Genomic DNA, 12,860 nt, shown 5'->3' on the forward strand with positions numbered 1-12,860 from the left:
GCTTCAGGTTTGTTGGCTCGCCGCGGAAACACCCTGCTTGGAGGGTTCCGCAGTGGCTCGCGCCGGACCGACATCCTGCTGCCCGATCTCTCGGCGAACCACGTACGGCACGTCCGCTCGGGAGTGCACCATCAGCTCGGCGATCATGCCGGTGGCCAGGATCTGCACGCCCACCACGATGAGCAGCACGCCGAGGGAGAGCAGCGGCCGGTGTCCGATGCTCTGCCCGCCGAACCAGATCACCGCGAGGTAGCCGCAAATGACCACGCCCAAGAGCAGGGTGGCGCCGCCGATGCCCCCGAAGAAGTGCGCCGGGCGGCGCTCGTACTTCATCAGGAACACCACGGTGAGCAGGTCCATCAAGCCGCGGAAGAAGCGGCCCCCGCCGAACTTGCTGTGGCCGAACTTCCGTGCGTGGTGCTCCACCACCAGCTCCCCCACTCGAAAGCGCTTCCAGTGGGCGAGCACCGGAACGAAGCGATGCAGCTCGCCGTACAGCCGTACGTTCTTGAGCACGACGTCCCGGTAGGCCTTGAAGCCACAGTTCACGTCGTGGAGGGTGATGCCCGTCGCGCGGCGCACCATCCAGTTGAACACCCGCGAGGGGAACACCTTGGTGATGGGATCGTTGCGCTGCTGCTTGTAGCCGCTGACCAGGTCGTAACCCTCGTCGAGCTTCTCCAAGAAGCGCGGGATCTCCTTGGGGTCGTCCTGCAGATCCGCGTCCAGCGTGAAGACCACGCGGCCCTGCGCCCGCGAGAAGCCCGCCGAGAGCGCCGCGCTCTTTCCGAAGTTTCCCTGTAGCTCCACGAGCCGCACCTCGGGGTGCTTTTCCACCAGCTCTTCCACTACGGCGACGGACTCGTCCCGGCTGCCGTCGTCCACGAACACGAGCTCCCAGGTCTCACCCTCGGCAAGCAGCGGCGCGACCGCCTTCGCGATGCGATCGAAGAGCTCGGCGAGGGTCTGCTCCTCGTCCAAGAAGGGGATGACGAAAGAAAGCTTCGGGCGCATGGGAGAGCCGCGGGCGGGAATCTAACCCCGAAGCTCGAGTTTTCCCACCCCGGCTGTCCGGGAAAACCTGACACCGTCGTGGGGGTGTCCCGCTCCCGCGCTGAGCGCCGAGAGGATAGCTTGCTCGGGCCATGACCAAATCGGTCCTCGTCGTCGACGACAACGCCCATCTGGCGAAGAACGTCGGTGAGATATTGGCGGAGGACGGCCACCACGTGGTCGTGGAAACCAGCCCGCTCGAGGCCTGGGAGCGGGCGTCGAGCCTGGCTCTCGGTGTGGCGCTGCTCGACGTGCGCATGCCGGACCTGAGCGGCGTGGAGCTGTTCCTGCGTTTGAAGTCGATCCATCCCGAAGCGCGCTACGTGCTGATGACGGGCTACGCTCGGGCGGAAGAGGTTCAGCCTGCCCTGGAGCGGGGCGCGGAGCTGGTGGTCAAGCCGCTCCCGCCCGATGCCTTGCGTGCGTTGGTGCGGCGCGCGATGGCGGCGTGCGAGAGCAAGCCTCCGGTCACCTTCGTGGCGGTGGAAGACGGCGCGGGGCTGGCCGACGTGGAGGACGCGACGGAAGAGGTCATCGTCGAGCTTCAAGAAGGCGAGCCCGAGGAAGAGTTCTTGGCTCGGGTCGTGCACCGGCTCCACCGCGTGACCCGAGATGGAGCGCAGGTTCGCCGAGCAGTGTTTCTGGTCGGCGAGGAAGACGACGTGGACGTGCGACCGCTCCTCGCCCGAGCGCTCTTCACCCATCTGGCACAAGGAGAGGGCGGAGAGCTCGAGTTGGTGGCGCACCTGGGCTCCGGTGCTCCGCTACGCCATTCCCTGTTGGCGCTCGCGGGGACGCTCGCGAGCGAAGGCAATCCGCACGTGAGCGTGCGGGTCAAGATTGCGTCGAGCTGAGCTCACGCCGAGCGGGGTCGAGGAGCCCTTCACGCTCGGCATAGGCGAAGATCTCCGCCCGCCCGGACACGCCCAGCTTGTCCTGCAGTCGCGCGCGGTAGGTCTCCACCGTCTTGGGCTTCACGCCCAGCCGTTCGGCGATGGCCCGGTTGGTATGCCCCCGTGCGACCAGGATCAGGACCTCGCGCTCACGCCCGGAAAGCTGCGGTTCTTCCTTCACGGCACGCGCGCTGACCCGCACGAAGGACTTGCCGCGAGCCACCTGCCGAATGCCTTCGATCAAGTCCGAGCCGACGCCCGCCTTGATCAGATAGCCCTTGGCGCCCGCCGCCACCACCGCGCGCAGGTGTGCCGGGTCGTCGTGCATGGTGAGCACGATGCACTTTACCGACGGCAGCTCCCGACTCAGGCGCTCCAACACTGCGAGGCCGCCGCCCGGCATGGACAGGTCCAACACGAGCACGTCCGGACGTTCCGCCAGGCAGCCGTCGATGGCGGCTGTGGCCGTCGCGGCCTCTCCCGCCACCACCATGTCGTCTTGCGTGTTCACGAGGGCCGCGACTCCTTCGCGAAGGATCGCGTGATCGTCCGCCAAGAACACCTTGAGCACGCTCACGGCTTCACCTCCGGACAAGGAATGCTCGCCGTGACGAGGGTGCCGTCCCCCGGGCGGCTCGTGACGGCGAAGCTCCCGTGCAGCTCTTCGATCCGTTCCCGCATGCCGCGAAGCCCGAGACCTCGCCCTTGGGTCTGATGCGGAGAGAACCCGCGGCCGTCGTCGTCCACCTCGATCTTCAACCGCTCGTCCTCACGCTTCACCGAGAGCTGCACGCGCCCCGGTGTCGCGTGGCGAAGCGCGTTCGCGAGAGCCTCCTGCACGACTCGGTAGACTACCAGAGCGACGTCCCCTGGGAGGCCGTCGAGATCGTCCAGCTCGATGGAAACAGGTACGCCGAGAGCGACCGAGTTCTCCTCGGCGAGCAGCTCCAGGGCGGGGCCCAGGCCGAGGTCGTCCAATGCCGCCGGATACAGGCCGCGGGCGACCCTCCGCACCTCCTCCCCCAGGCGACGAACGATGTCGCTCAAGGCCTCCACCTGGTTCTGGACGTCGGACGCCTTCTTGCTCTGTCCCAGCCGCGTCAATCCCAGGTCCAGAGCCGCGAGGGACTGGCCGACTTCGTCGTGCAGCTCTCGCGCCAGATGGCGCCGCTCGTGATCTTGCGCGCGCATGAGCGCGTGGACGAACTCTCGCCGCAGCTCCCGCTCGCGCGTGTGAGTGGGCTCGCCTCCCGCTTCGTCGATGAGCAGCACGCCCTGACCGGGTGCCACCGGAACCAGATGCAAGCGCACGGGCAGTAGCTCGTCGTTTGCCGCGCGCACGCGGAGGTGGATCTCGAGGCTCTTCTTGGCGTCGAAGGCGCGACGCCGCAGATGATGAAAGCCGACGGTGTCTTCCTCGGCGATCCAGGCCGACAGCTTGTGTCCGACGAGATCTTCCACACCGAGCATCTGCCCGAGGTGTTCGTTCGCGATCTGTATGGTGCCAGTCGCGTCCAGAATGGCGACCCCGATGGGCGCACGCTCGAACAGCTCGGCGAAGGTCTTGAGAGCCGTCACGACCAAGTGGGGTGCAACGGACATGCCGGCAAACACGCCGGGTTTTTGCGCGAGAGCATCGCATCCGCTGCCGATACGGACCGTGGCGGCGCAGGTTCTGCCGGGCTATGGTCCGCCCCCCATGGCGAAGCGAACGGTGAAGCTCGGTCTCGTGCAGATGAGCACGAGCGACGACAAGAACCACAACGTGAAGAAGGCGATCGAAGGCGTGCGAGAGGCGGCGGGGCGCGGCGCGCAGATCGTGTGCCTGCAGGAGCTGTTTGCGTCGCCTTACTTCTGCCAGGTGGAAGACGCCGATCTGTTCGACCTTGCGGAGCCCATCCCGGGTCCCACCACGGAGACAGTGGCCGCCGTCGCGAAGGAGAAGGGCGTCACCGTGGTGACCAGCGTGTTCGAGAAACGCGCGCCGGGCCTGTATCACAACACCGCCGTGATCTACGGCGAGAAGGGCGAGCAGCTCGGGATGTATCGCAAGATGCACATCCCGGACGACCCCCTCTACTACGAGAAGTTCTACTTCACGCCCGGGGATCTGGGGTTCGTCACCGTGGACACGTCCAGGGCGCGGGTGGGCCCACTGGTGTGCTGGGATCAGTGGTATCCGGAGGCCGCGCGGCTCACGGCGCTCCGAGGCGCAGAGATCCTGTTCTATCCCACCGCCATCGGCTGGCACCCGGGAGAGAAGGCGGAATTCGGCGAGCAGCAGCGCGCCGCGTGGCACACGATCCAGAAGAGCCACGCCATCGCCAACGGCGTGTTCGTGTGTGCGGTCAACCGCGTCGGCCACGAAGGGCCGAAGGACGGCGGCATCGAGTTCTGGGGCGGCTCCTTCGTGTGCGATCCCTTCGGGGTGGTGTTGGCGGAAGCCGGCATGGGAGAAGAGGTGCTGGTGGTCGAATGTGATCTGTCCCGCCAGGAAGAGGTGCGTCGCGGCTGGCCGTTCTTGCGCGATCGTCGCATCGACGCCTACGGTGGAATCGTCAAGCGACTCATCGAGGGTGAATGAAGACTCCGAGCGAGCTCGGCTTTCGCATGCCGGCGGAGTGGGAGCCGCACTCCGCCACCTGGATCGCCTGGCCCCACAACCGCACGGACTGGCCCGGTAAGGGCTTGATGGTGGAGTGGGTGTTCGTCGAGATCGCGCGGCACGTGTCCCGTACGGAGCGCGTGCGGATTCTGGTGGGCACGCAGAAGCAGGAGCAGCGCGCGGAGCGCATGTTGGCGCGCTCCGGCGTGGACCTCACCCGGGTGGACTTCGTGCGCCGCAGCACCAACCGCTCCTGGACGCGGGACTATCTGCCGTCGTTCGTCACCCGCCGGGCGCGTTCTCGGCGTGAGGTGGCGGCGGTCAAGTGGCGATTCAACGGCTGGGCGCGCTACGACGACTTCGCCCAGGACGAGAAGACCGGCGCCGCCGTGGCCAAGTGGCTCGGGGCGCGGACGTTCCGCCCCACGCTGGGCAAGCGGCGCGTGGTGCTCGAGGGTGGCGCGATCGACGTGGACGGCCAAGGCACGCTCTTGGCCACGGAGCAGTGCCTGCTGTCCGGGCCCTTCGCGCGCAATCGCGAGCTGGGCAGGGCCGGCACCGAGAAGACACTGTCGGAGCACCTCGGAACCACCCGGGTCGTCTGGCTCGGCGACGGCATCGCCGGGGACGACACCTCGGGGCACGTCGATGACTTCGTGCGCTTCGTCGCTCCGGGTCGCGTCGTCGTGTGTTCGGAGAAGAACCGTCGAGACGAGAACTACGCGCCGCTCGCCGCCGCCAAGGAACGATTGACGGGTGCTCGAGATGCTCGCAACAGAAAGCTGGAGGTGATCGAGCTGCCCATGCCGGAGCCCGTCGCCTTTGCCGGGCAGCGCTTGCCGGCGAGCTACGCGAACTTCTACTTCTCTAACGGCACGTTGTTGGTGCCCACTTTCGGTGATCCTGCAGATCGGGTGGCGCTCGGCATTCTGTCGGAGCTGTTCCCCAAGCGTCGAGTGGTGGGCGTGTACTGTCGGGATCTGGTGCTCGGCCTCGGGACGCTGCACTGCAGCACCCAGCAGGAGCCCGCCGGCGTCGTGCTGCGCTGAGCCATGGACGCTTCCGTCGTCGGTATTTACGTCGAGCGCCTGGGGCTCAAACCCGCGCAGCTCGGCGCGCTGATGGCGGATCCGGACGTGGATCGTCCGTACCGCGTGGCGACGGTGGAGCGTGGCGCTTGCGGGCTCGTCGGCTTTGCGGACGACGGCGCGCTCTTGGAGCTGAGTGCGCCACCAGGGGACGAGCCATTGGCGGTGGGGGACTTCGTGGTGCTGGGCGCCGGCGGGCGCGTGGCGCGGGTCCTCGAACGGGTGAGCGTCCTCGAGCGCGGCTCGGCGCACCGCGAAGGTGAAGCGCAGCTGATCGCCGCCAACCTGGACACGGTGTTCATCGTGGCGGCCTTCGCGGAGACGGAGAAGCTCGAGCGGCGCACCCTGAGGGCGCGTCGCCTCGATCGCTTCATCTCCGCCGTGAAGGCGGGGGGCGCGACGCCCGTGGTGGTGCTGAACAAGGTGGACGTCAGTCTGCGCGGGCCGGAGAAAGTGATGGAGCTGTGTCGCGAGCTGTCCGCGCGTCTGGGCGGAGTGGAGGTCACCTCCGTGAGCGCCCAGCGGGGCGACGGCCTGGCGGGGCTCGAGGGCTGGCTCGCAGCGGGGCAGACCGTCGCCTTCGTGGGCGCCTCCGGCGTGGGCAAGTCGAGCCTCATCAATGCGCTCAGCGGAGAAGCGACGCAGACGGTGACCAGCGTACGCGGCAAGGACGACAAGGGGCGGCACACCACGACGCGCAGGCAGTTGGTGCGGCTTTCTTCCGGTGCGCTGTTGGTGGACACACCCGGCGTGCGTGAGTTCGCCGTCCTGGGCGCGGACGGCGTGGCGGGCTTCGAGGACATCGACGAGCTCGCGGAGGAATGCCGCTTCTCGGATTGCGCCCACGAGAGCGAGCCCGGCTGCGCCGTGCGCGCCGCCGTGGAGCGCGGCGAGCTGCCGGAGGATCGCCTTGCGAGCTACCACGCCATCAGCCGAGACGCCGCCCGGCTCGGCGCCAAGCACGACGCGATGGCGCGTCACGACGCCAAGGTACAGGGGCGTCGCTTTGGCCGCATGGTGCGCGAGGTGAAAGCACTGAAGAAGCGATGAGCCCGCCGTTCGTCGAGCTGGGAGAGGTTCAGCTCGGAGCTTCCGGCCGCCCCGCGCGCTGTGGCAGCCCATCGGCGATGTCGTAGTAGTCGCCCTTGTCGGCGACGAAGATATGGATCGCGAGCTTCGTTTGCGTCGGCGTGTCGAAGGCGCCCATGGAGACCGCGATCCAGTCGTGCCTCTCGTGATCGACGGGGTCGAAGAAGAGCGACGATCCGCACGTGGCGCAGAACCCGCGGCGAACCTTCTCCGAAGACGCAAACCACGTGAGATGCTCCTCTCCGTGGATCGTCAACGCCGCGCGCTTCACGTCCGTGCCCGCGTAGTAGTGCCCGGAGTGCTTGCGGCATTTGGAGCAGTGGCACGCGTCCGGCCGCGCCCCGAATCGCTTGCTTGGCGGGCGCCTTCGGCGAGTGGTTCCGCGCCGCCCCGACAATCAATCTGAACGAGCTGTCACCCTGCCGAGGAGGACGCTCGGCTGAGCCTGGCCCAGAGCGCCGCGGGGCTCGGGACCGGCAAACGGTCTCAAGAACCGCTGCGAGATGCCGTTCCAACGATTGGTGCAATCTCTCGCGCACCATAGCGCCTGGGCGGAGCCCGATTGGGAGCGGCCCCTCGATGTGGACGCCCATCTGGCGCTCGTCGAGTGGCGCGCTCGGGTGCGCGGGGCGTTTCTGGGTTCGGCGGTCCAAGCCGCCCGCAAGGGCGCCGGTTGGAGTGGTCCGGACTATCTCCCGTTTCGATCCTACCCGGCCCGCGAGGCCGCCCAAACTCTGGCGCAGTGCGCCAAGGCCGCCCATGTGGAGCTTCCACTGCGGGAGGGGCTCCGACGTCTGGGCCAGGGCGCCTATGAGACCTTGGTGAGCTCCATGTCGGGCCGCGTGCTGGTCGCGTTGGTGGCGGGCAGTTGGCTGGCGTTGCTTCGTGCAGTGCCCAAGGCCTACCAGATCGCGGGCACCGCACGCGCCGAGTTGCTCGTGCTCGAAGGCGACGACCACGCCGGGGAAGCCGTGATCGAGCTTCAACGCTTGTGGACCTTCGCCGACTCCTATCACGTGGGCGTGTTCGAGGGCGCGTTGAAGGCATGGAAGCGCGAGGCTCGCATCCGACTCGTCCAGCACACGCCTTCGGACGTGGATCTGCGCATCGAGTGGCGCGAAGCCTCATTGGCGTGACGGAAGCGTGGTACGACGCCACGCATGGGAATCGAGATCCAGAGCCACCAGCCCGGGAAGGACACCAAGGACTTCATTCGCGCCGGGCGCATCGTGTTCCAGGACGACCCGACGTGGGTGCCGCCCCTGCACATGATGATTGGCGAGCGCCTGGATCCGGCGAAGGAGCCGTTTCACCAGCACGCCAAGGTGGCGCTGTTCACCGCCTGGCGGGATGGACAGCTCGTCGGTCGCACCTCCGCCACGGTGGACCAGGCGTGGCTCGATACCCACCACGACGAGACCGGGCACTTCGGTTTCTTCGACACCATCGACGACGCCGAGGTAGCGCGAGCTCTGGTGGACAGCGCGGCGGAGTGGCTCGCCAAGCAAGGCATGAAGCGCATGAACGGGCCGATGTCGCTGTCGGCAAATCAGGACATCGGCGTGTTGGTGGACGGCTTCGAGCATCCACCGGTGATCGACATGGGCCACTCCCGCCGCTACCAGGGCGCCCTCGCGGAAGCCGCCGGCCTGGTGAAGGAGAAGGACCTCTACTGCTGGCGCTACGACACCAAGGACGGCTTCAACAAGCGCACCCAGAAGGCCTGGGAGCAGATCCAGGGCATGCCGGAGGTGAGCCTCCGCTCCGTGGATCTGAAGAACCTTCGGCGCGAGCTCGACACCATCATGGAGATTTACAACGAGACCTGGGCCGGCAAGTGGGGCTACGTGCCCATCTCCAGCGCGGAGCTCGACAAGATGGCGTCGGATCTGTCCCTGGTCATCGATCGCGACATGGCGTTCATCGCCGAGGTGAACGGCGAGGCTGCCGGCATGTGCATCGCCGTGCCGAATCTGAACGAGGCCATCCAAGATCTCGGCGGCAAGCTGTTCCCCTTTGGCTGGGCCAAGCTCTTGTACCGCGTGAAGGTGAAGCACCCGGCGTCCGCGCGGCTCATCCTTCTGGGCGTGCGCGAGGACATCCGCAAGAACGTCAAGCGCTACGGCTACCTGTCGGCCGCCATGTACGTGGAGGTCGCGCGTCGTGGCAAAGCCAAGGGCTACGAGTGGGCCGAGCTGTCCTGGACCCGAGAGGACGACGCGCCCATCAACCTCGGCATCAAGTCCATGGGCGCCCGCATCTACAAGACCTATCGCGTCTACGAAAAGCCCCTGTGAGCCTCAGCTGGATGTCGGCTCGCCGCGGAACCACGCGTTCGCGAAGGCGTGCCGCGTGTAGGAAAGACCGCCGTGGTACATGGGAGCAGCGCTGCATCTGGCGTGGTAGCGTCGCAGCCATGTCCCCTCCGGAGCTGGTGTGCGGCCGCTCACGGGCCTTCATTGCCTGTGCGTTGCTGACCGCGGCATCTACTCTGGTGGCTTGCGCACGCAAGGAACACTCCTCCGCGGCCAATCCCGAATCACCCCCTACCCCCAGTTCCACGGATCCGACACCCCTGGCGCCTTTCGGACCGGCGCCCACGTCCAGTTCTAGGGATGTGACGCCCTCGGCGCCTTCCGGACCGGCGCCCGAAAACGTGGAGAGCAGGCGCGATTCGTTGTCTCCGGAAGTACGGCGGCACCGTGAGCTGTGCGACGACGGCACCTACGAGAGCTGCGCCAGTCTTGGCTGGGCGTATTACACAGGGGAGGGCGCCCCGCTCGATCACCCAAGAGCGCATGAGCTTTTCGATCGAGCGTGCTCCCATCATGTGGAGCGTGGCTGCGTGCCGCTGGGCTACATGTACCAGACGGGAGACGTCGTTCCGAAGGATCTCGAGCGAGCGGTTTCGCTACTCACGCCGGCGTGTCAGCGAGGTAAGGCTCAGGTGTGCATCGGACTCGGGGAGCTATACGAGAAGGAGAGGGGCGACCCCAGAACCGCCATCCAGTGGTTTCACAAGGCGTGTGCGGGTGGCGCAAGTGCGGGGTGCGCCGCCGAGCAGCGATTGCGGGCGAAGTAGCAGGACACCGCCGCCTATGTGGGGACGGCTTCCGACCTTCAACACTCGACCCCGGACTTGGTCTGGACCGGCGAGGTTCCGCGGCGGACCAACAATCCCCCGAGGAAGATCATCGAACGACGGGCGGGGCGGCGCGACGTGTCACAGGCTCGCGGCGCAGCGGAACCCGAGCGTCGGGAGACGGTCCCCCGCGTGGGCGGAGCTGCGCCGCTTGGCGCGCATGTCGTCGACGTTCGTCGTGGCGAAGCTCGCGCCGCGGATCACGTACAGCGTGCCCTCCTTCGGCGGCTCCGGATACGGCCCGTAGCGCGTGTCCGTCCATTCCGAGACGTTGCCGCCGAGATCGCGGAGGCCGAACGCCTCTTCGATCTTGGCGCCCACGTGGCATGGTCCGCGCGTGTGCTGCCAGCAAGCCACGGAATCACTCGGCGGCGCGGCGCCCCAGGGGTACGCGAGGCTGTCGAGGCCACCGGTGGCGGCCCACTCCCATTCCTTCTCCGTGGGCAGCCGATGGCCCTTCCACGCGCAGTACTTCTTCGCCGCGGCCAGGTCGACGCAGTTGGCGGGGAGATCGGCGTCGTTGGCGGAGCGCGCGCTGCAGGTCACGCTCAGCTTTTCGTCCGGCGCTTCCTGGCTCTCGAGCTTGGCGTCCTTGGGGAGCGCGTCGCAGATGCCGTTCTTCACGCAGGCGCCGTAGTCGGCCGCGCTCACTTCCCGCTCGGCGAAGCAGAAGTCTGCGACCTGCACCTTGTGCTCCGGGCGCTCGTCCTTCTCGCCCCGGCGTTCCGGCGAGCCCATGTACAGCTCGCCTCCAGCGACGCGTTGCATGCCTGCGGGGCAGCCGCCCGACGTTTCGGGCGGGGCGGGCTTCGGCGCGGTCTCGGTGGCTGCGGCGCTCGGCAGCGGCTTGGGCGCGACGGGCTCCGGCGCGGCGCCGCCGCAGGAGGTGAGCAGCACGAAGAAGAGAAGTCGGCGCATGGCTCAGAAGCAGTAGCTCAGCTTGGTGCCCCCAGCGTACAGGGCAGGGTTGAACTGACCGAGACAATAGTAGAGGCCCTGACACTGGGCGTTGGTGGTGCAGTACTGGATGCAGTGCAGGTAGCCCGAGAACTCCTGGGCGCAGGCGAAGCCCGGAGCGCACTCGGCGTGAGAGGAGCACAGCTGCTCGAAGCCCTTGCCGCCGCTCGCAACGCAGGTCGTCGCGCCGGAGGTGGACGGGATGCAGGTTTCGCCCGGCGCGCAGGGGGAGAAGGGCGCGCCCGCGAGGGGATCGATGGGATTGCAGGTTCCAAGGCCGCCGCCGGTGCCCGCGGTGCCCGCCGTGCCGGCGGTGCCGGCGCTGCCCGCGGTGCCGCCACTGCCCGCGGTGCCGCCACTGCCCGCGGTTCCTCCGCTGCCCGCCGCGCCGGAAGCGCCCCCACTGCCCGCGCTGCCACCGCCACTGCCACCCAGGCCGACGCACTCGCAGGCGTCGAAGCCCGAGCCATCGCCGCGACAGGTCTGCACGCCCTGCTCGCCCCCCAAGCACAAGCACAGCTCCTGCTTGCCCGGCGTGCACGCCGTGTTGCTCTTGTCGATGCCCGCGTCCGCCGGCGCCTGGCCGCCGTTGCCCACGTCTTCTTCCCCGGACGCACAGGCGACGGGGATCGAGGCGATCGACGCCGCGAGCAGGAGCAGTCGAAGGAGCTTCACAGTCTCAGTATAGGGGAGCGGCCGGGAGAACACGCCCTTCGCCACCGCCTCGGTGATCTGCAGGGCTCGGGCGAACCAGCGCGTTTTCGGGCCCTTAGGCCGGTAGCGCCGGGGAAATCGGCGCCGCTAAGTTGAAAAGGCCGCCGTCGTGCTGCAACGTGGGGTCCGTTTCGCGATGCGTGCCGTTTCGTCCACAAATCGCTGGCGCACGTTGGGCGCCGTGCTCTTCGTGCTGTTCTCCGGCGTGTTCTTTGCGCTCCCGGCGGGCGCCAAGGGCAAGGTCCACGAGGTCAAGAAGGGCGGCTCCCTGTGGGCCATCGCCCACCGCTACGGCGTGACCGTGGCCGCGCTGCGGGAGAAGAACGGCCTCGAGAAGGGCGACCCCATCGTCCCCGGGCAGAAGCTCGAGATCCCCAGCAAGGACTACAAGAGCGGCAAGAGCCGCCGCCGCACGGCTTCCGAAAACAAGAAAGCGGATTGGGTCGTCAAGAAGCCGCCGCCCAGCACGCAGGTGCAAAAGACCGCCAAGGAGCGCGGCGTGAATCCCTGCAACACGCCGGACCCGGGTTGGGGCGTGTACGACCACTGGAGCCGCGCGCCCTCCATGGGCCAGATGATCTCGCCGCAGCGCGGCGGCATCTCCCGGAGCGGCCGCTTCGACGTGATGATCCACTTCCACGGCCACGAAGCCGTGCGCAAGGAGTGGGTGCAGGTGATGAACGGCACCGTGCTGGTCGGGATCGATCTCGGCATCGGCTCGGGGCCCTACAACGCCGCCTTCCAGTCCCCCAACGCCTTCAAGAAGCTGGTGGAGAGCGTCGAAGAGGCGATGGCGAAGAAGACCGGCAAGAAGAACGCGCGCGTTCGTCATGTCGGCCTCAGCAGCTGGAGCGCGGGCTACGGCGCCGTCCAGGAGATCATCAATCAGCCTTACGGCAAGAAGGTGGTCGACACGGTCATCCTGCTCGACGGCCTACACTCCGGCTACCAGGGCAACTCCCTGAACGAAGCGCAGCTCAAGCCCTTCACGGACTGGGCAAAGGAAGCGGCGCACGGTCGCAAGTTCATGTTCGTGAGCCACTCGTCGATCATTCCGCCGGGCTACGCCTCCACCACGGAGACGGCGAACTTCCTCATCTCCAAGGTCGGCGGCCATCCGCGCAAGACGCGGCCGCGCAGCGCGGACCCAATGGGGCTGGACCTTATCAGCACGTACAACCGCGGCAATTTCCACGTACGCGGCTACGCCGGCAACGACAAGATGGATCACTGTGCGCACATCGGCCTGTACCGCGACGTGCTCAAGGTCCACGTGAAGCGCCGCTGGCGTTCGCCCCGCGGCTACAAGAAGAAGTAGA

At 67.5% G+C, this 12,860-nt stretch carries 13 protein-coding genes and 1 pseudogene; 8 read left to right on the forward strand and 6 right to left on the reverse strand.

The features are described from left to right. Positions 1 to 3: 3 nt before the first annotated feature. Positions 4 to 1,014 (reverse strand): glycosyltransferase family 2 protein, encoded by a 1,011-nt coding sequence (locus tag H6717_23070; GenBank protein ID MCB9579928.1) that lies wholly within the window; start codon positions 1,012 to 1,014, stop codon positions 4 to 6. A gap of 131 nt (positions 1,015 to 1,145) precedes the next feature. On the opposite strand from H6717_23070, the gene H6717_23075 reads away from it, so the two are divergent. After that, positions 1,146 to 1,907, forward strand: a complete 762-nt coding sequence (locus H6717_23075) for a response regulator (protein ID MCB9579929.1) — start codon at positions 1,146 to 1,148, stop codon at positions 1,905 to 1,907. Here H6717_23075 and H6717_23080 read toward each other — a convergent pair. Then, positions 1,888 to 2,514: pseudogene (locus H6717_23080) on the reverse strand (response regulator transcription factor). The gene H6717_23075 and the pseudogene H6717_23080 overlap by 20 nt on opposite strands. 5 nt (positions 2,515 to 2,519) lie before the next feature. Further along, positions 2,520 to 3,548 carry an ATP-binding protein gene (locus tag H6717_23085; GenBank protein MCB9579930.1) on the reverse strand — a complete coding sequence of 343 codons (1,029 nt, stop codon included), beginning with the start codon at positions 3,546 to 3,548 and terminating at the stop codon, positions 2,520 to 2,522. A gap of 97 nt (positions 3,549 to 3,645) precedes the next feature. On the opposite strand from H6717_23085, the gene H6717_23090 reads away from it, so the two are divergent. Genes H6717_23090 through rsgA form a run of 3 tightly spaced genes read left to right on the forward strand, consistent with a single transcriptional unit; the run spans position 3,646 to position 6,689 of the window. Further along, complete coding sequence (locus H6717_23090; protein ID MCB9579931.1) at positions 3,646 to 4,530, forward strand: carbon-nitrogen hydrolase; 885 nt, start codon at positions 3,646 to 3,648, stop codon at positions 4,528 to 4,530. Further along, positions 4,527 to 5,600: an agmatine deiminase family protein gene (locus tag H6717_23095; protein MCB9579932.1), complete on the forward strand. Its 1,074-nt coding sequence runs from the start codon at positions 4,527 to 4,529 to the stop codon at positions 5,598 to 5,600. Before H6717_23090 ends, H6717_23095 begins: the two co-directional genes overlap by 4 nt. 3 nt (positions 5,601 to 5,603) lie before the next feature. Then, positions 5,604 to 6,689, forward strand: coding sequence for a ribosome small subunit-dependent GTPase A (gene rsgA / locus H6717_23100; protein ID MCB9579933.1), 1,086 nt, complete (start codon positions 5,604 to 5,606; stop codon positions 6,687 to 6,689). Between the two features lie 28 nt (positions 6,690 to 6,717). Here the strand turns inward: rsgA and H6717_23105 are convergent, their stop codons facing one another. Then, positions 6,718 to 7,125, reverse strand: coding sequence for a GFA family protein (locus tag H6717_23105; protein ID MCB9579934.1), 408 nt, complete (start codon positions 7,123 to 7,125; stop codon positions 6,718 to 6,720). Between the two features lie 106 nt (positions 7,126 to 7,231). Here H6717_23105 and H6717_23110 point away from each other — a divergent pair, with 106 nt between their 5' ends. From H6717_23110 to H6717_23120, 3 genes are all read left to right on the forward strand, one after another. Beyond that, positions 7,232 to 7,864, forward strand: coding sequence for a DUF2378 family protein (locus H6717_23110; GenBank protein MCB9579935.1), 633 nt, complete (start codon positions 7,232 to 7,234; stop codon positions 7,862 to 7,864). Positions 7,865 to 7,888: 24 nt separating this feature from the next. Further along, positions 7,889 to 9,025, forward strand: coding sequence for a hypothetical protein (locus H6717_23115; GenBank protein ID MCB9579936.1), 1,137 nt, complete (start codon positions 7,889 to 7,891; stop codon positions 9,023 to 9,025). Between the two features lie 380 nt (positions 9,026 to 9,405). After that, entirely contained in the window at positions 9,406 to 9,810 is a 405-nt protein-coding gene (locus tag H6717_23120; GenBank protein ID MCB9579937.1) for a sel1 repeat family protein, read from the forward strand. Between the two features lie 141 nt (positions 9,811 to 9,951). Here the strand turns inward: H6717_23120 and H6717_23125 are convergent, their stop codons facing one another. Both H6717_23125 and H6717_23130 read right to left on the reverse strand, forming a co-directional pair. After that, positions 9,952 to 10,788 carry an SUMF1/EgtB/PvdO family nonheme iron enzyme gene (locus tag H6717_23125; protein ID MCB9579938.1) on the reverse strand — a complete coding sequence of 279 codons (837 nt, stop codon included), beginning with the start codon at positions 10,786 to 10,788 and terminating at the stop codon, positions 9,952 to 9,954. Positions 10,789 to 10,791: 3 nt separating this feature from the next. Then, positions 10,792 to 11,502 (reverse strand): hypothetical protein, encoded by a 711-nt coding sequence (locus H6717_23130; protein MCB9579939.1) that lies wholly within the window; start codon positions 11,500 to 11,502, stop codon positions 10,792 to 10,794. 148 nt (positions 11,503 to 11,650) lie between these two features. Between H6717_23130 and H6717_23135 the strand changes: the two genes are divergently transcribed. Continuing rightward, on the forward strand, positions 11,651 to 12,859 hold the full coding sequence (locus H6717_23135) for a LysM peptidoglycan-binding domain-containing protein (GenBank protein MCB9579940.1): 1,209 nt from the start codon (positions 11,651 to 11,653) through the stop codon (positions 12,857 to 12,859). The last annotated feature ends 1 nt before the right edge of the window (position 12,860 follow it).

This window comes from Polyangiaceae bacterium, from assembly GCA_020633235.1.
Classification (GTDB): Bacteria; Myxococcota_A; Polyangia; order Polyangiales; family Polyangiaceae; genus JACKEA01.